The organism is Flavobacterium sp. CR10, assembly GCF_055814415.1.
Genome location: NZ_CP185985.1, coordinates 4,207,133 through 4,226,883, shown reverse-complemented (window position 1 = coordinate 4,226,883; position 19,751 = coordinate 4,207,133). Strand labels below are relative to the sequence as shown.

Sequence of the window (19,751 nt, the reverse complement as noted above, 5' to 3'; positions counted from 1 at the left end):
AATATATGTTGTAAATGTATACCTGAAGATTATTGCTAAACTGAGATTGAAAATTGATTCGTTTCTTGCTGCGGGTTAAAATCAATCGACTCTTGTTTTTAAGTTGACAAGCGGTATGTCAATTTTTATGCCGATGCTCAGTATAAAAGCGTCAAATGTCTTATTGTTCACCAATATGCCTGTTTCGGATTTAGATGCTTTTAAAGGTAGAAATTTGGCGCTGGCAAAAGCGACAAATGGCGTTTTCCTAAGGCTGTAGATGGCACTTACGGCAGGACTGAAAACTTCTGAAAAATGGACATCTTTAGGATAGTTTGCGTCTGGTGAAACCAGATAATGGTTGACAATATTTCCCAGATCGATAATATCGGCGGTGAAACCAAAATTATCAGATTTTGGCCCTCTTCCAGACCATGTAAAGGCGAAGCCTATAGGTGCGGTTATTCCCGCCGTATATTGCTTTTCCAATGAGGAATCTTTGCCATTTGGAAAAATTTTGGAAGCTTGCGCGCCGACATACCCATTAAGATCGATTGATTGTCTGACTTTTCTTTTGAGTTTGTAGGATGTTGGGGGAAGAGCGTGCGAATCAATCACATTTGCTAAATCCTGCTCATTTTTCGCGGCCAAAATATCGCTGAAGAAAGCAGTAAGTTTGAACAGCTGGTCCAGATATTTATTTTTTGCTTTATCAAGATCGCTATTTGTAATTTCACTATCTCTGCCAGAATTTTGCTGGGAAGTGGACAAAGATGCCAATTTATTGCGATTTAAGGACAGCTGTTTTGAATTTACATCAACATCAGTAATTTCGTAAAGACTCAGCGCTTTTAAAAAGGCTATTTTCGAGTCCTTGTCCAATTTTAGGTGATCGCAGAAATCAGAAAGCCTTTTATTAAAGGAAGTATCCAGTTTTGTTATAAGGTCATAATTGTAATCTTTTTTTGCATTTCGTACAAAACCCAAAAAAGGCTGTATTTTTATAAAGTTTTCGATGGTCATGCTATTTTTGGAATCGCCATCTATTTTAATTTCCAGCTTTTTCCCGGACAAATTCAATGTTATGTGCTTTTGCACTCCTTTTTCAACAACAACAAAAGAGTCTGCTTTAAAGGAAATTTTTTTGCCCTGCATGTAAAAATCATTGCTTATTGCATTGGCGGAAATTTTTTCAATTACGCCCGTGAGCCCCTTAATTGCAGCCGAATAGTTTTTGGCTTGCATATGGTCATAGATGCCGATGCTGTTTTTGATGAGCGAGACGTCGAAATCTTTTGGCAGGCTGCTCAGATTTGCCGGACCGGAAAAGGAATAATTTTTATAGTTTAAATTGTCTATAATTTGGGAAGCAATCTGCCAGATATTGTAAAAGCCGTAGTTGGAGAGATCGTTTTTGTTTTCAAGGGCTTTCTGAAAGTCTTTGTTGACTTTGTCAAACTGGCTTAAAGACAGCAGCATATTGCCCAGCCATTTTGATATCTTATCCTTATTTGAAGCGATAAAAACGGGGGTAAAAAAAGCACTTCCTTGATCAAATCTGTCGCCATATTTGGCTTTTACAAGCTGGCCAAGCGCAATGAGCTGATTTTCGTTAAGGGAATTGATTTCCTCATAGGAAAGCAACCTGAAATTTTTTTCGCCTCCTACCGAATCGATACTGAAGAATTCATTGGTCAGGATGTAGAGCATGGACACCGATCTGTTTAAAGCCTTTTGGAAGGAATTATTTTTTTGCAGGTCGGAAGTGCTGCCGTTATAGTCAAAATTAGGGTTTGTATAAAAATATCTTATGATGTCTCTGTAGCTGTATTTTTCGGCAACAAGCCTGTTGAGATCGTAGCTGAAATTTACGCAGCTTGAGAAAATGGCGGCCTTTTCAGGGTTTTCCTCAAATAGCAGGTTTTTAACCCATGCGGATGCGGCAAGATTCTTAGGCATTCTGACAAAATCAGAAGAAATTGCATATCTCCAAGAAGCGCTGAAATTGGGAGTTTTATAATCTTCAAGGCCTTCTATGAGCTTTAATGTCTCGGGAAAAGCCTCAAAGATCAGGGGATTATTCATGTTTTCTCTCAGCTGGTCCATAAACCAGATTGCAGCCTCTTGTTGGGCCCTTTTGGCAAGGAAAATAGCCATGGCATTAATAAGGTCAGATTCGCTTGGTATGTTTATGGAATTTGTCCCGGCTCTCTGCTCTATGGGCTGCACGAAAGAATTTATTTGAATCTGCGTTGCGCTGTATTTTTGTTCGGAGGACTGAAGATTGCCGGATATGGCGGTATTCCCGCTTGGATAGAAGGGCAGACTGTTTACATAAAGCACTACTTCTTCGTCATATTGGACTTTTTCAATGGAATCATTTTTTTTGATTTCCTTAATTTTATCGGTAATTTGTATTGCCTCTTTTTTTATGGAATCTTCTGTTCTTCCGAGCAGCTCCTTGCTTTTTTTTCCTAATTTGATATAGGCTCCGCTTCTTTTTTCCAAACTTTGCAGCGTATCGATATCTTTCATTTTTTCAGCGTGCCTAGCGACATAAACATTATACTTTTTCTCGAGTACAGGCATATTTTTGTAAATGATGAAAGTTCCCGATTTTAGGTTTGTAATCATCTCCTGTTTTTTTATTTCTATGTTTTTTGTCCTGTTGTCAAGAAATGCGCCCAGAAAGTCGCGTGTTTTATCCGCATCGGATGCTCTGTGATAGTTTTGGAGCGCCTCATTGGCTTTGCTGGTTCCTAGACAGGCTATAAGCGCGTCATAAACCAGGTCTGATTGCTGGGCCTCAAGATTTGTGGGAATGTATCTGCTCAGATAGTAGAGGTTGTAAGGGGGTAAAGCCAGCGGCGTTTTATCGCCTTCGGTTTGAGAGAATATATTAAATGGTGCCAGTAGCAGTAAAATTACCGTTAGAATTGCGCGATCGTAAAAGTCTTTAATTTTCATGGTGCAGATTTAGGTGGCTAAAGAAAATTTTTTAGGCAAGTGTATGCTCGTGATGCAATATTGGAAAATTAGTACAATTTTAGTAATAAATTAGTTATTAAAAGTAGGTATTTATACTGTTTTATTATTTTTACAGTATTGGCGCCATGTTTATTTAAGGTGGTGATGCATGAGATTAGGGGGAGGTTTGCATATTAGCAATTTAAACTGCGTAAAGAGAATATAAATTTGCAATTTTTGAGTTTAAGGCTTGGCTCTAGACAGGACTAATCTGTTGCCATACAAGCTCGGATATTCAAGGAAAACTGCAAAAGAGCTTACCGTGTCGGAGATATTTAATTTTGAAGACGACAATAACTGTAAGACGTAGCTCAGAAAGGCGGTTGGATTCGGTTTGTGATTGGAGAAGGGAGGGAAGAATCTTTCTTTCTTCCTTTTTGTGATTGTTTTTCTTTTATTAGTTTTTCTATTTGATTTTGGTTGGCGAGGGGGTAGTTGGGAAAAGAATGCGGTTGATTTTATTGGGGAAGTATATTTGACAGTTATTCGATTGCAGATGGTTTAGTAAGATTGGTAAGATTATAATTTGAGTCATGTTTCCGATACAACAAAAAAAGCTTCAGAGAAATCTGGAGCTTTCGATATATTATTTTTGAGTATTGGCTTCAGGATTTATCTCAGTACTGTTGGTTGTTTTTTGTTTCCAGAATAGTATAGCGTATAAGAATGAAGCTGCATTGCAAAATGAAAATGCAGAGGATTTGGAGCAGATAAATTCTTGCGTCTTTTAAGCTGATAGCTCTCAGAAGATCAAACCCGCTGTGCTGCAGGCTAATTTTTAAGCTTTGCTTTCTTTTTTTCAGTTTTCTTTTTTATTAGTTTTTTCTTCTGGAAAAAATCGCTTAAAGCTTTTTCTTCGGTTGGTGTCAGAGGGTTTAGTCCGCCGATGCTGTTTATTTCCAAGTCTAATTTTTTTTGTTTTTATAATTATTTACTTTGAAAATATTTTTGTCATGTGCTTTGAAAGCAGCAAGCCACTGATCTAAAGAGTTTTTTTATTCTAAGTTAGTTAGTTAGTTAGTTAGTTAGTTAGTTAGTTAGTTAGTTAGTTAGTTAGTTAGTTAGTTAGTTAGTTAGTTAGTTAGTTAGTTAGTTAGTTAGTTATGTGTTTGTTTTTTTTAGATTTTTTTATTGTTGTTTTTGTTTTGGCCGGCGAAGGGGAGGTTGGCTTGATTGGAAAGTATTTTTAAAGTGTAGATTATTTTTGAATATGGCTTAAAAGAGTTAATGAACTATTAGTGAAACAGGAGTTGGATCTTTACTATACAGTTTCAAACCTAAAGTTGTAATGTGTTGATTTTGCTGGGTTTGTAGTTTTTAAAAACTAAAGTGCCACGATTCTTCCATAAAACTATTAATATAAAAAAATTAAAAAGGATATTCTTAATTTTTACAAAATAGTTAATTATATTGACTGATCGATGTTATTTTTATTAATTGAAAATAGTAGTTTAAGGGAATTATCGAATAAATTACTAATGATATTTTTGTAAGTTTTTTTTCATAATAAAAATAGCTTTGTAAAAATTATAAATTAATTGTATTTCAACGAATCTTATCTTTTATGAATAAAGGGGATTAGGTTTCCGCATCGGAAATTCCTCTTCAGATATAAATATGATTTTCTGCTTTGAATTAGCTCTATTATCTTCTATCAATTTTATTAATGCTTTTTCTTTAGAGGATAACTCAGTAAACTTTTCTCTATATACCAATTCTATCTCTTCTCTGCTGTTGCTTGATAATAGAATTAAACTTGTAATAGGAAATTTTTTTTGTATGAAACAGCATAGAATTGCATATTCTTTGAGCAAATGAAGGCGTTCTAAATCTGTATCATCTGGGTAGTACATGAATAAAATGCCAACACCATCAATTTCCATGAAATTGCTTGGTAATATAGAACCTTTAAAACCTTTGAAATGATCTTTAAAAGAGAAGTAACGTGCTGCAATGCTACGCCTTTTTAAGCGACTGAATGAAAGCAGTTTTTTTGCCACAGTTACTTTATCTGCTGGCAGATTTTTTAAAGTATTATTTTCAAGGATATCGTCTCTGATCAGGTCGTCTATAAAATAACTTACCTTATCAGCTTCCTCTCTGTTTTTTTTTTCTTGAGTCGCTGCAAAAGTTTCCCACTCCCTGTCAATTAGTAGGCTCATTTGTTTTTCATTTTTCTTGAGAACATTTGGAAAATTGTGGCCTCCTTTAAAATAGTATGCCAAAAGATCTTTTTCGCTTCCCGAGATCAGAATAGTAACCTTGTCAGGGTCTATGCCAATCGTGAAGAGCTCTTCTTTAGCGGCATCTGTAAAGTCAGATGTAGCTCCAGGGATAATAATCGTGTTTTTAGTTTTAAAGACCTGTTCCCTTTTTTCAAGATACTCTGTAAAATCAGGTATCGTATTCAGTTCGCTTATGATGGTTTCAAATGAAGATTTGTCAAAAAGTGTTACATAATCATTGTTTTTGGTCAGTGCATTGAAGGGATAAAAGCTGACGCCTTCTCCGAGATTTACCACAATTCTAAAAACTTTTTTTATTTTTTCACGGGGAAAAATTTCCTTATCCCTTTCTGGATGTTTTATGATAAGCTCTGGTGTCGCAAATAAGACTTTGCAAGCGCCATGAATCTGATTTACTGCTTTTTTTATAGTGTTGTTGAAGTACCTTTCATATTTTCCTTTGAATTCATAATTTTTGACTGAAATTATTATAACAGTCTCATGGAATATAATCAGTAGATCGCATATCTCTTTTTTGTCGCCGTTTTCAAATTTTGGACTTGGATAGCACCAGAATTTCAAAAGTGAATTATATGCCAGTTCGTTTACAAATTCTTCTCCTAATTTTCCTTTGTCATCCATATTTTTAACTTGATTGCTATTATGAGTTTAAGAAACATATTCCCGCAAAAGAATATGATGTTTAGATATTATATCAGATTGGCCATTGGATTGAATAGAACATTTTAAAGTACTTTTCTCCTAGTTCTTTTTCCACTGAATATACGAAAGCTATATTTCCAAAGAGCCAGTCTTTAAAATTTCTATTTGCAATATTGGATTTCAGTATATGATGGTTTACCCCATTCTTTATGCAATGGTGAAGATGATGCTCGATTTCCACTTTCTTCTTTCTTGGCACTGTTACCGTCTCATTATTTACAGAAAGCCCGGTTACGAAAAATGGACTTCCTCTTTTTAGAATTTTTGTTTTAGATAGATTTACAAACAGCTTTTCGTCTCTGACGATCCTGTAAATTATTTTTTTTACGTTTGCTAAAGTGTCGTAATCTCCAGAAAAAGTAAGATCATCAGCATATCTGGAGTAGCTTAGGCCGTGCTTCTCTGCAAGTTTCTTTAGTCTACTGTCAAGACTGAGGCAAAATAGATTGGAGAGTTTGGGACTAGTTGGTGCGCCTTGTGCAAGTATCCCGATCCTATGTTTTTCAATATGGTTTTTTAGGTGTTTTTCATGGTTTTTGAGTGAATCTAAAAGTAATCTGTCCGGGACTACGGTACAAATTTTTGCCATTGCAAAAGCGACGTTTCCGTGGTAGCCAATAGTTTTAAAAATTCGATAAACCTGCTTTTCGTCTATAGAATCAAAAAATCTTAAAAAGTCAATTTTTAGAATTGCTTCTTTCTTCAAATGCATTTCCGCATTGCTTTTAATGCTGTGATCTAAATCAAAGCCTTTGCAGGACTCATGCGACTGTTGCTTTTCAAGAATATTTTTTAATATCCATCTCTGCAGGAATTTTAGCTCGCTTTCAGGAGTATGTATAAGACGAAAGCCACCTTTCCTTTTCCTTAATTTGAAAGTTTTGTAAAAATAGCTCCTTGAACTTCCACATAAATTTACCACTTGCTGGATATTGACTCCAGCAAGCATGCAAAGGTGGGGTACAGAATAGATCACAGGCAGATCTTTTCCTGCCAATAGTTCTTCGTACTGTTTTATATCTTCAAGAAATTCTTTTGAATGGGAAATATTAGACATATTTTTTTCTCGAAATGCTGATTTGATTTGTAACGGAATGGTCACAATGGCAACTCTTTTATTTACTCGGCGACAGCATCACTGCACGAACCGGAGCTTGCGAGGATTTTGTGCAGTGAAGTTTGAAAAGTGACTTCACTAAATTCTTGGATAACTATCCAGGAAATCAAGTCTTGAATCTATAAATTGGACTTGAAACTGCTTGCCATTTATGACCTTCCATTAAATTGTTTGGGAATATATTGAATCTCCTTTATTTCAAAATTGATTTCTGAATCCAAAAGTAGCATTTTTTTGTTTCTATTAATGCATTTTTTCGCATCATAGAAAAGATTCAGTCCAAAGTCTGTTAATTTGCCCTGCTGGTCGAACAATCCCTTTGAGGCCCCTTTTTTAATATAGTCATCATAGTCTTTCTGCATGATTCCCAGTTTATGGCAGATATTGACAGGTAGGAAGCCTTCTCTTGAAAGTTTTATGATGCTGTAAATCGAAAAATCAGTGCTTGAAACTGTTGAAAACTCTTTTTGCCCTTTTTTTACTTTGAAAGTAAAAAAGCTCTCTTGCAGATTTTGGCTGCCATATTCTTTCAGGATTGAAAGTTCATGCGAAATATTCTTTCGGAGTTCTCTTGCTATTTCCACTTTATCGAGGGAAAATCGGGGAATCAAAGGAATCCATTTATCATTGCTGGCCCATATTATCGGCAAAGTGTTATTTGGGCTCCCGTATGCAAATGATACCAATGCCTGAGAATTTTCATAACCCAATGCATTAACAAACTTCTTTATTTTGCCAATTTTTTTTCTTTTGGGACTTAGTATTTTTCCATATTTAAATGCGAGGTCCCTATATGGAGCGTACTTCCGATAGCCAAAGTAGCTGGCGTCACGAGAAAAGGCCTTCTTAAAAATATTTGATTTCGGTACAACTATTTCTGCAAATAGGCTATTTAGATTTCGTATTCCCTTGTCCATGCCTGCAATTCCAATTAAATATATTTTTTGAAAGGCCGTCATGTGTTCACGGCTGATATTCCAGTAATCTCTTATGGAATCGCCTGAACCTACAAAATCATCCAGCATGATGAGCGAATAAGTATGTTCATCATCATATTCAACATTCGGCAAGCTGCTGGTAAGCTGTATGAAGTCAGAATTGTGGCTGTAAAAGGAAGTCTTCTGAAAAAAGTAAGTAATCATGCTTCCGCTTTTGCCAAATTCCCCAACTGAATTAACGATAAGTCTATGTCCGTCGGGAAGATTATCAGGAAATAAATGCTTGAAAGCATCATTTAAGGTGCTTTCAATTTCAAAAGTTGTATACAGAGTAAGATTAGAAATGAATTTTTTTGCAAGCTCAATTTCTGACTCTTCGAAATTTCCTAACCACTTTAGGATTTCAAGCGGACTGACTGCATGTTTGAGCCTTCCTGATAAAATTTCAAGTTCCGTATTGTCGATATCTATTTTAAATGGCATTTAATGAAAATTTTAATGATAAATAAACCAGCTGTCTATGTACAAAAAATAACTTTTATGTACGTTACAGATCAGCAGAGTCCAAATGCAAAACTTGATAAAATCTGAAATTCGCGAATCAAATTGCCAATTTACAGCTGGAGCTTCTGTCTGTCATCATAGGATCGCATTCAGATTTTGAAAGTAACACAATTATATGAAATTTTAAAATAGCATTTAGCAAAAAAAGGCCATCATATTTTGTCAAATTGAATTGAACTTGATATTGCAGTCTGGCATATTGTAATTGATATAGGGAATTTTTGCAGTAATAAGCCAATTTTAAATGCAGTTGCTAGATTTTATTAATTCAAATATAATTTGGCGATTCTTATAATCAAGGAGATTTTATTTAAGGCTGTTTAAATGTTTTCTTCGTACTTTTATGATCTGCAGAAACTGCTCTTTTTACTATTAGCTAAGAGCACATTGGCATAAGATAATTTAAGAACCCATATTGTATGTTTGATAGCCGTAGTAAAATGTTTTTAGAAATGGATAAAATAAATTCTCAAATGAGGGTTGTAGCAGCTGTAACGGGCCAATTTTCAAATTCATTTAAATTAAGCGAATGGACAATGCCTCGCAACGAGGCCACGATGCTGAAAGCCGTATTTGGAAATGCGTCGCATATGGTCGATTACATGTATTCCATGCCAAAAGCATCAGATTCAGTAAAGACAGCTTTTGGTAGTATAGCAGAGCGAAGCATGGCGATAATGCAACAGTATCAAAATTCTGTCAAGACTTCCATGCTCCAGAGCAACATAGCCCAAATGATAAATGCCACTGCATTGCAAGGCTCCACTGTGAGCAATTCATTAGCTGCTATGGCAGGTCAGCCCTTGATGAATACGAACTTGAATGAAAGCATCAGATTGGTTTCGCATACTAATGTAGCAAGGAGAGGTATGGTATCTCTTCAGGGGGAGGAAATTTTAAGACTCAAAAGCTACTTAAGAAATGGTGAAGCCGTTGGAAATCTAGAACAAGAAGACAAACTTGATAGCATAGATATTCGAGAAATGGTTACAGAGTCAATGGACCGCTATATCACAAATGTAGGACATGCAATCTCGGAAATTGCTGAGATGCATGATGATGATCTGTCGGATGTGAAGTTTGATATTGAGACAGCAATAAGGCAAGATGCCGCAATCGGTGCGGCGGTGCCACTAACTCTTTTCGTTCTTGATAGCGTATTGCGGACGTATAATAAAGTTCTTGAGTTATTGTCTGGTACAGGTCATATAAGTGAAGATTTTCTTCGTGAAGTGCTTCGCACCACAAATCCTGATTCCGCAAACTTCTCCGCTGTATCCTATATTTTTGTGCAATTAATAGTGACTTGGTCCTTAACTTATGGCTATGATGTTGTAAAGGGTATAGGCACAAAAAAGGAATCGATAAGCAGTTCTCCGATTAAGGCGTGCACTATTGTAAGCAAAACTGTCTTTACCAAGGCGCATGCCAACAGCAAGCCATTATGTGAGATATCTTGCGAGACCGAAGTGCAGCTGCATAATAAAAAAGGAAAATACATTTATATCAAATTTATCCACGATACGGAACTAAAGGAAGGATACACCTTAAACAAAGGCTTTAAATTGATGTAGGATTAGCCTTGTGATGTGAAAATTCTGAAAGTTGCCAAAAGGTTCTGTACTTTTGGAAAATGAAAATTCCTTTTTGTATTTAGATTTGTAATATGGCAGATTCTATTTTTTATGGCTCGCAGACTGATGATGTTCTATTTGAAATTAGAACTTTCAGCGATTTTGTAATTGAAAAGGATTTTGAGGGGCAGCAGGATGTTATATTTAATAATTGCACTTTCAAGGAGTTCGCTTCATTTGATAACATTACGACGAGCAAGCTTACCTTTAATGACTCCCATTTCGAGCAGGGACTATTTATAGGCAGATGCAATTTATTATATCAGCTTATGTTTTTAGATTGCGTACGAGGTAATTATAAAGCTGCTTGACCATCTGATAATTACAGAGGAAGTATTCTCCTTTGTGGATTAAGGCGTCTTATAAGCGCCTTTTTTTAAATGATAAATATAAAGATCAGGCAAAGCTTATTTTTTTAATCGTAATACTCTTCAAAATCTCTTCTCTGTTCATTTTGTATGTCTTTTTTCAGCCATTGAATATGCTGTTCCAGATACTTTACATGCGCCGCATACTTCAATATGTCAGGAAGCCCTTTTACCATGGAAAGAATATCACCTATAAATTCAATTTCCTTCTGTATGTACGGAACCCTGCTTCCTGTTGTAACACCTGATTTAGTAAGCCAGATTGATTTGAATAGTTTTATATCTTCATTCAAGAGTAAAAATTGTTTCAAAAAGGCTGCGAATTTGCTGTTAAAGCAATATAGGACAATGCTCAGAATCATTAAAGTTTTCTGAGAATCCTTAAAATTAGCATTTATGTAATCAGAAATATAATTGGATGCTTTTTCCAGCAGTTCCTCATTTTGCGATCCAAAAGTGAACAACACAGCAGAAGGATGTTTCCAATTGGAATATACAGGCATCTTATTGATTATTATATCAAGACACTTATCGATAATTTCGCTGTAATTTGGAAGCTGCCAGAGGCACTCAAGTTTATAGTTGTCAAATCGGAATGATAAGAAATCCGTGTCAGCAGCCTTTTGCTCCAAATATTCAATAAAGAAGAAACTGTCTAATTTTAAAACAGCCTCAAGCTCTTTGCCATCATAATCAAAATGCCTATCATTCTTTTTCAAAGCGATATATGCGGATTTTAGAAGATTTGCATGATTACTGAAATAAGTATGGCATTCACGGCAGAAATGGAATCCAAGCACATGGGCTCTTTCTGATTCTTTTTTGAGTATTATTTCTGTCAGACAGGTAATTATGTTATGGCTTCTTAGGTTTGCGCAGTCAGAAGAATTTTTGAAGTGCTCGAATTGGCTTTCAAATTTCAGATAATCCGTTAAGCGGTGTATGTATATTGGATCCCCTGATTTAAAAGTGTTCAGTAAAAGTTCTATTATTCCTGAATTGATTTGATTTTCAGGAACAGCCTCAAGGAGCGCTGTAATGCATGTCGTTTTATAGTGGCAGTTTGATTTTGCTATTAATTCTACAAGTTCCTCGGCATTTAAAATATTATTTGCGACAATATAATAGATTACCCTTGGCTGTATGGAAAATGAAAATGTATTATCGAAAACGGTAGACAGAGCTTTTTTTATCTGAATTTTGCTTTTGATAGCTATTCCTATAAAGACCTCTGATATTCCGCCTTCAATAAGATAGATATCCCTATCTTTCTGCTGTGCAAATAAAGAATCGATAGAATATAACAAGTTCTCTATTTCTCTCCAAGGTTTGTTTTTGATGAATTTGTGTATTTTCTGCCTCTTTGTCTCTTCTCTTTCCTGCCAGGATTTTCCATTTCTACCTTCCAGATAGTCGGTTTTAAGCAGTTTTGAAAGCCTCATCGCTTCTGAATTTATGAATATGCTCCATTCATCAGGAACATTAAGCCCCAATGCTGTTATTTTTTTTGTAAGCTGCTTTACAAATATACAGTGGGAGTATTGGTTGGCAGATAGTTTTTCAGAAATCAATCTGGTGAAAAATGGCAGTTCATCAATGAGGAACTGCTTTTGGATATTGCCGCCTGGAAAGATGATTTTATTCAAAATTTTCTCGGACTGCTCAGCATGCTGGTAAAAATTTTCAAGTAGAACCCCGTAAATTCTGGACCTTAAACTGTTAAGCCGTGAAGAATATGATAAATTGAAATTTACAATTTTAATGCCTATTCCTTTTGATCTAAGCTCTGTAAAATGGCCTCCCAATAAAACTTCGCCTATATTTAGGAATGTTCCGACTGCAATTTGCCTATGGATTGGAGTTCGGTTTTCATTTTCTAAAGCATCAAAAAGGATGTTTTGCCTTTGGTACGCGTCGTTTAGATCTTCAATTTTATAGCTGAAGTAATCGTTGATGAATTTTAGAAATTCTGGAACTCTGGAAGGCTGTTTGGCAGTTAATTCTAAGGCTAGATCTATTGATGGCCTTAAAAGCTCATTGGAATGGTTCCAAAAGTTAACCAACAGTTCAAAATATTTGGAAGCCTTGCTATGATTGTTATGCTCATAAATAAACCTAACTTCAGCCGGATTGGTTTCTGCGGGAAGATGATCAATCCATTTTTTCAGATACAATAAGGTGTCATAACCTGTGTAAAACCAGAATAGAGAATGGAAAGCATATAGTTTTTCTGCGCTTTCCTCATTGGAGATTATGCTCTCCAGCTGGGCAGCTACCAAGCCCTTAACGTGATGGTATCCAAAAGTATTATTTGCGTCAATTAAAGTATTTTTAATCCTGTTCGGGTATTTTCCTATAAACGCGGCAATCCAGTCTTTATAGGAAATACTTTTTGAAGTGCTGTCGATAAAACATTTATAGAAGGCATAGGAGGCAAGCACCTGATCGGAAACCTTCACTATCTCATTTGAATAGACATCTAAAATTTCATTCTCATGGAGCTGGAGAATGGCCGTCCATAACTCATCCCAGTCAACATCAAAATCTGCCTTTAGTATGTCTTGGAGCCTAGGGCTGTTTCTGTCCAGGGCTCCAAAAAAAGAAACTATGGCGAGAGCCTTAAAAATGATTGGTTTGCCGAACGATTCAATTTCTTCCGCCACTCTCTCAAAATATTTTTCATAAAGGAGAACAGGACTGTCCAAATAATTGATTTCGGAACCGGGAGTCACAGAATAGGTTGCCATTAAGGCTACCCTCGCATTCCCCTTTGATAGCTCAACAATCTTTCTCCTTATATCGTAGTAATATTCAAGATTAGGGAGCACATTCAAAATGATTTTTTCAATCTCATCATCTTTTAGCGTATCAATTGTTAACTCTTTATATGAAAAATCTTTTAGCTGCTGTGACACCAGATGCTTTACATAATCTCTTACCGTTATGATGACCTTTAATTTATTAGCTTTGGGTTTCTGGATAAAATTAAGCAGGTATATGAGGTTATGGACTGATTTATTTGCATCATCAAAGAGGATAATGTAATTCTTATTGTTCTGAAACAGATGTACAAAATCATCCCAAAGAGGCACAGCTGAACTTTGGATTACTATTGGAATAAAATTTTCTTGAAATTCCTCCAGAATTTTAGTAGCTAATTTTGATTTCCCTGCTCCAGCAGGACCCTGGAGAATTAGCACATCAGTATTTTGTAGATGTTCAATAGATTCTTTTAGTTCTTCTTCGCGTCCAAGAAAGAGATTCGTGAGTGAAGGCTGAAGACCTTTAGCTGTTTTGGCATAGAAATCAGGAAGATTATAAATTTCTCCCTTTATGATCCTGACGCCCAAATATTGTTCCGCCAATCCCGGAAAGTCATAGATTAGGAAAGGCAGATTTTGAATATTAAGAATTTCGATAGCTGTTTCTGGATTGAACTGTTTTACCTTATTGTTTATTTTGTCACATTCTTCTGCGGTTAGCTTAGAGGTGCAGGCCAAGATTATTTTCTGTATTTTTTCTATTGGAATATTCGTTTTGCTTTCATCAAAACAATGTTCAATATCTTTTTCCAGTTTCTCATTAAAAGACCTGGCTCCATCAAGCTTGTCTTTTGTCGTGCATTCTACAAATATGTACTTTCCATCCTGCTCAAAAAAGGAGTCGGGCGCACCTTTGCTCGTTTTTTCCTTGGCAATTGCCGAACCGGGAGCACCTATGAAGGTATTGCCCTGCACGTGGAGGAGATGGTTTATGAGATCTTGAAATCTTGCTTCATTGACTGCTTTTAAAGCACTTTCAATTTGTTTGATGAAATTCATCTGTTGTATTTTTTTATTTTGTAAATCAATTATTTTAGATCAGAAGATGAAACATCATTCAGCTCATTCTTTTTTCTTTGGTTTTCAAATTCATTCTGAATAATTATTTGAACCATAGGTGTAGCTTTTTTCCATTTTATTATGGTTTTAAAGATGATTCCCTGCCATACAGATTTGTGAAGATTTTTATCTCTTTCTGAAGGTTCATTTTCAATCAACAATCGTAACGTAGTATTTTCGTGAAGGTCAGAAACCGCTGCGTACACATTAAATTTTTCAATTATCGGTTTTGCTTCGTAAAGGTCAATGTTAGTTTTTTCAATATTTGCATATTCAATTTCAGGCAGTGATGATTTTGCAAGTATAAAAAGGGAGTTGGATATGCCGTACATGCGTCCAGGGAAGAACAGTATTTGTATTTTGTTGTAGTGATCCTTCTCCAATCCTGTTATTTTTAAATTTTCAATATAATAATTAATATTTATGAAACCGTAAGCTATTATGATATGTTTCTCAGGATCAAGGCTTAAGTTATCGACTGCCTTAAAAACATTTTCTTGATCAAAAACATATTTTTTAGTTGCAGCGTTATTGAAAACCTGAAAAAATCCATCGGAATGATTCTGCCTCACAGATTCTGCAAGAAAAGAATCAAAATTTAAATGCGCCACACCATCATCAGCGAAATCCGTTTTGGAAGTGATATTGACCAATCCCTGAATATTGAATATCAATCTATAATTACCAGGATCAGTGACAGTAGCATTATTAAGTTTGTCAAAATGCTCAAATGCTGGTCGCAAAATTTTTGAGGATGTTTCCATGAACTGCTCGACTTTATCCTTCTCAGGAATTAATTCCTGCTGGCTTTTTTCAAATTCTTCCAAGATATATTTCTCAACAGCATCTAAATGATCTAAATACAGATTTGAATCTGTTTTATAATTAAGATTTTCAAGAAGAGTAGGATTGTTGGACAAGACTTTCTCCAGTATCGGCTTGAAATATTTTATGTGCTCCGCCCAGGATCGCTTTTCCCTGAGAGATTCTGGCATGACTGGCATATCCATGGGATCCCAGTTGACATGAAAACTTTGCATATTAAGCTGCCTCATAAATAAAACAGCTATGTACTGACAGATCCAATCCTTAATGGTATGATCAGCATTTAAGCCTTCAAGACCAGGGAAGTCATATTTGTGCGTTATCCAGGGGAAATTACTGTCATAAGGATCAAAAAATTTGAAAAACATTTTTAAGATCTGTCCAAGATGCATTGGAAGTAGGGGATAATTAGGCGGACTGCTGGTTGTATAGTGAAATATTCTTTTTAGTAAATCAAGTCTGTCCTTGTAAAGCAGCAGGCCTCCAAGTGCATAATGAAATTCTAAAAATGACTCCCGCTCTTCATTTCTTTCATCGATCTCTTTCTTGTTTTTAATTTTGATTTCTTGAGCATCAAAAGCATAATCAGGGCGGATGTAGTCTAGATTAAAAGTAATGAATTGGTGTGTAGTGTGCCAGAAAGTTAAAATTAAATCCCCACGGTTACTGTTTACGCAGAGAGCTAGATTTTTCCAAAGCCAGTAGTAGGTTTCAGTACTGATTTTTTTAGCCTTAAATTCACTTAGAAGCCAAGTGCCTCCAGCAGTCTTAGTTTCTAGAAAGAGGAGGTTATTACGGTCCATTCCCACAATTTTTTCGGTTGCCCGATATACCATAAAATAAAGTTTGTCAGGATAGATAATACCATCTTTGGTAACATGTTTATTTTGGTAAGATTGAAACATTTTTGAAAAATAAGTGGATAGCTGTTTTGAAGCATTGGAATCTTGATTTTGAATGGACCAGCGCAGAAGATCAGACAGTCCTTCAAATGACGAGAAATCATTTTTCTCAATTACATTTTTTGATTGTAAATCTAAATGTTTTATAAGTGAGGAAGTTCTGTAAAAAATGGTAATGAGATTTGTGATAAGAAGAAAATTAATAATTAAAAATATTGTTAAGATAAAAACAATAATTCCTGCCGAGTTTTCTAATATGGAATTTAAAAAGTTATTTTCTGTGGAAAAAAGCACAGGTAATTTTAAAAGATAAATGCCGATGAAAAACAGAACAGCAATTAAATTCGGTATAAAAAGTTTTCTGCATCGATTTTTTTCAAAAAGATCTAAGATTTGCTCTGATGAATATTTATCATTGCTGGTTATCTGAATAAGTATGGGATAAGCAATCCCTAATAAAACTGAAACCAGAGTAAGGCAGACACTAAATGAATCCATTAAATAGTAATTTTTTGTTAGTAAAAATTGTTTAAATTAAGCAGTAAAGACTATAGTCAAATTTATATAAAATTAATCTTACTTTCTTAGCTGTTTTTACTAATTGATGTTTAAAAAATAATGAATGTAGCTTGGAATATTTTTTTTACATAAAAATAGACCAAATAATTAAGACTTTATGTAGACGAATAACTAAATCTGGGTCTATTAATATATGAAAGATGGCATAGCTATCAAGATCAATTGTAGCTGTTTAAGAAAAAAAGCTTCGACTTTAGTGAAGCTTTTTTATTGTTAACTTAATTTAGTTTTTTAAACCATTTTATGGCGTTATCCAATTAGGATTTCCTTTTTGTTCTCTATAATAATATCGTACTGCTCTAGTCTTTCAAAAAACTGATTGATATATAATACACTGTTGAGTTTATCTTGTATTACGCGCGCTTTGTCAAAAATAATATCAGGATTTGTTTTGAAATAATACAATTTCTTGATTCTCTAAATCAAATTTGATTGATAAATAACCGGGTAGTAAATCTAAAATTTAATTTGCACGCGTTGGTACGGTTTTCCGTAAAGGAGGATTAGATTCTGTTTTCATTCGAAACGGATAAAAAGGCAGCCAAGATAGCGCCAGCAAGTCTGCTGTATGCGCATAACGGATTCCACTCTCTTTCCATCCGCCCTTCGGGACTTATAGCATTCCGCGTCCTTTAGCTGCCTCTTGGTCTCTTGCTTTCTTTTTTCCGTTTTTCTTTTGAAAACAAATTTTTTAAAGGCGGAGCGGGAGTTAAGGGAAGCAGGCAGTCTGAGCATGGCTATTGGTTAAATGTTTCATTGGATTAATCATGAGCGGTTGGTCGGCTGGCAATTATTTATTCATTATTAAATTTTTAGGTTATGGAAATTACAGGAAGGGTTACTAGGGATTCGGCAATAAGAAGGGTGGGCGAGAAAGAGGTTTTGAGCTTCACCATAGCGGTCAATGACCGCTATAAGCCTGCGGGAAGTTCAGAGTATAAGGAGGTGGCAACGTTTATCAGATGCTCGTACTGGATAAGCATGAAGGCGGGGCAGTGGATTAAAAAAGGGGCTGTTGTGCTGTTGAGCGGCAGGTTGGGCATGCATGTGTATATAAACAACGATGGAAATCCAATCGGAAGCATTGATTTTCATGTCAATGCATTCAATATTCTGGCTTTTGCCAAAAGAAGCGCGGATAAGGAAGATCAAGGCGAAAGCGCCAGTATTGCTAAGAAAGGAAACGGCAGAACTGCCATTAAAAAGGATAATGGCAAAGTTGGGGATGAAATGCCTTTTTAACGGCGTGCTTAATTTAAAAATCAGAAATCATGGCACATCATATTTATTTTAATGATAATACAGGAAGACACAGCTTTTTCAGCGTGAAGGAAAAGCCTTGGCACAATCTGGGGCAGACAGTGAAAGAATATCCGACAAGCGCTGAGGCGATAGCTCATGCGGGGCTGGATTTTGAAGTGGAGAAAAGAAGGCTTTTTACGCCTTCAGCTCCGATTGTGACGCAGGACTTTATAACTGCTGGCAGGCTGGATGTTCCAGATTACTGCAGTACGGTGCGGACTGACACCGATACTGTGCTGGGCGTTGTGGGGAAAGATTACCATATCGTGCAGAACAGGGATGCATTTTCGTTTTTTGACAGCATAGTGGGCGGTGACGGCATCCTATATGAAACCGCTGGCGCTCTTGGGAACGGTGAGAAGATCTTTATCACGGCTAAGCTTCCCGATTATATCCGCGTGGGAAAGGATGATCTGATCGAGAAATATCTTTTTCTCAGCACCTCGCATGACGGGAGCGGAAGCATTACGGCAGCTTTTACGCCGATACGAATCGTATGCGCCAATACGCTTAACGCTGCCATGCAGTCTAAAACCAATACGGTGCGCATCCGCCACACATCAAATGCTAAAGACCGTTTGGAGCAGGCGCATAAAGTAATGGGGATATCAGATACATTGGCACACAGTCTGGAAGCTGTTTTTAACTACTGGACAAAGGCACGCATATCCGATAAGGAGGTTAAAAAACTGATCCAGCATGCTATGGCTCCCAGCAGTGAAGTGCTTAAAAAGCTGCAGGAAGGGCGAAGCGAAGAGCTCTCTGCCTGTTTCAATAATATGGTGGACAATGCGTTCGAATATGCGATGGCTCATCCCACCCAGCAGACAGCTACAACCAAAGGGACAGTATTTGGGGCTTACAATGCCGTGGCGGGCTATTTTCAGAATGTGAGAAAATATAAGGATGATGAGGCAAAGCTTTCTTCCATTTTAATGGGAGGAACGGCGCAGCTTCGCGGCCAAGCAGCCTTTAACTTATGCCTTGACTTTGCTGTTAAAGGGGTTGGCTCTTATATAATGCAGAATTGATTATGCTTTAAATCTGGAGTGCAGGTAGTTTATGCTGTCTGCATTCCATATATTTTAAGCGCAAGAATTGAGTTACTTTTTTTTGGCTCGGGCTATTTTTTTACGCGATTTCTATTTATCTTTCCAATGCAATTGATTTCTTTGATTGCCTATTTAGAAATAAAATTAAAATTAGCCGTAACCACTTAATTAGACACATGAAACACACTAAGATTATAATGCTTTTTTTGCTATTGCTTTCAGGATTCGCGCGTGCCCAATCAGGCGATACGATGGAAGAAGAGAAAAGGCTTACCAAAGCTGAATTGGCGGAAGCAAAACAGCTGAACATCAAAATGTCAAAAAGCGCAGAGTTTATCCGCAAAAATGAAATCTATAAAAGCATAAGCCCCATGCTTCAGAGCAGATCGCAGGACATAAGAGAATTTTTTAATGGGTACAAAGATTTAGACCAAGGCAAAATCCAAAATTGGGCGCAGAAAAATGCGCAGCCCGAGAAGCTTGATGAAGTGGTGAAGCTCATGGAAGAACAGGCCGCAGTGCTTAAGAAATTGGATAAGGACAATGTCAGGCTTAATGAGCTCTACCGAAAAGCCAGCTTTGATGAAGTTCAGGAAATAGCAATGTCGGCTTACTGATGTTAAGCTGATATTGGG

The 19,751-nt window shown here is 36.2% G+C and carries 11 protein-coding genes; 5 read left to right on the top strand and 6 right to left on the bottom strand.

Going from position 1 to position 19,751, the window contains the following annotated elements; genetic code table 11:
- Positions 1-81 precede the first annotated feature (81 nt).
- From ACNRYB_RS18050 to ACNRYB_RS18035, 4 genes are all read right to left on the bottom strand, one after another.
- Entirely contained in the window at positions 82-2,946 is a 2,865-nt protein-coding gene (locus ACNRYB_RS18050) for a hypothetical protein (protein ID WP_473728206.1), read from the bottom strand.
- 1,622 nt (positions 2,947-4,568) lie between these two features.
- Complete coding sequence (locus tag ACNRYB_RS18045; protein WP_473728205.1) at positions 4,569-5,873, bottom strand: hypothetical protein; 1,305 nt, start codon at positions 5,871-5,873, stop codon at positions 4,569-4,571.
- Positions 5,874-5,946: 73 nt separating this feature from the next.
- Positions 5,947-7,011: a reverse transcriptase family protein gene (locus tag ACNRYB_RS18040; protein WP_473728204.1), complete on the bottom strand. Its 1,065-nt coding sequence runs from the start codon at positions 7,009-7,011 to the stop codon at positions 5,947-5,949.
- 209 nt (positions 7,012-7,220) lie between these two features.
- Positions 7,221-8,492, bottom strand: coding sequence for a phosphoribosyltransferase-like protein (locus tag ACNRYB_RS18035; protein ID WP_473728203.1), 1,272 nt, complete (start codon positions 8,490-8,492; stop codon positions 7,221-7,223).
- Between the two features lie 500 nt (positions 8,493-8,992).
- On the opposite strand from ACNRYB_RS18035, the gene ACNRYB_RS18030 reads away from it, so the two are divergent.
- Complete coding sequence (locus ACNRYB_RS18030; RefSeq protein ID WP_473728202.1) at positions 8,993-10,147, top strand: hypothetical protein; 1,155 nt, start codon at positions 8,993-8,995, stop codon at positions 10,145-10,147.
- Positions 10,148-10,239: 92 nt separating this feature from the next.
- Positions 10,240-10,518, top strand: coding sequence for a hypothetical protein (locus ACNRYB_RS18025; protein WP_473728201.1), 279 nt, complete (start codon positions 10,240-10,242; stop codon positions 10,516-10,518).
- Positions 10,519-10,622: 104 nt separating this feature from the next.
- Here ACNRYB_RS18025 and ACNRYB_RS18020 read toward each other — a convergent pair whose 3' ends face one another.
- On the bottom strand, positions 10,623-14,396 hold the full coding sequence (locus tag ACNRYB_RS18020) for an nSTAND3 domain-containing NTPase (RefSeq protein ID WP_473728200.1): 3,774 nt from the start codon (positions 14,394-14,396) through the stop codon (positions 10,623-10,625).
- A gap of 29 nt (positions 14,397-14,425) precedes the next feature.
- Positions 14,426-16,681 carry a hypothetical protein gene (locus ACNRYB_RS18015; protein ID WP_473728199.1) on the bottom strand — a complete coding sequence of 752 codons (2,256 nt, stop codon included), beginning with the start codon at positions 16,679-16,681 and terminating at the stop codon, positions 14,426-14,428.
- Positions 16,682-17,581: 900 nt separating this feature from the next.
- On the opposite strand from ACNRYB_RS18015, the gene ACNRYB_RS18010 reads away from it, so the two are divergent.
- The 3 genes from ACNRYB_RS18010 to ACNRYB_RS18000 all read left to right on the top strand — a co-directional run bounded on the left by ACNRYB_RS18010 (position 17,582) and on the right by ACNRYB_RS18000 (position 19,733).
- Complete coding sequence (locus ACNRYB_RS18010) at positions 17,582-18,004, top strand: single-stranded DNA-binding protein (protein WP_473728198.1); 423 nt, start codon at positions 17,582-17,584, stop codon at positions 18,002-18,004.
- Between the two features lie 29 nt (positions 18,005-18,033).
- Positions 18,034-19,095 carry a DUF932 domain-containing protein gene (locus ACNRYB_RS18005; RefSeq protein WP_473728197.1) on the top strand — a complete coding sequence of 354 codons (1,062 nt, stop codon included), beginning with the start codon at positions 18,034-18,036 and terminating at the stop codon, positions 19,093-19,095.
- A gap of 197 nt (positions 19,096-19,292) precedes the next feature.
- The gene (locus ACNRYB_RS18000; RefSeq protein WP_473728196.1) at positions 19,293-19,733 is read left to right on the top strand and encodes a hypothetical protein; all 441 of its coding nucleotides are present in this window, start codon (positions 19,293-19,295) and stop codon (positions 19,731-19,733) included.
- Positions 19,734-19,751 lie beyond the last annotated feature (18 nt).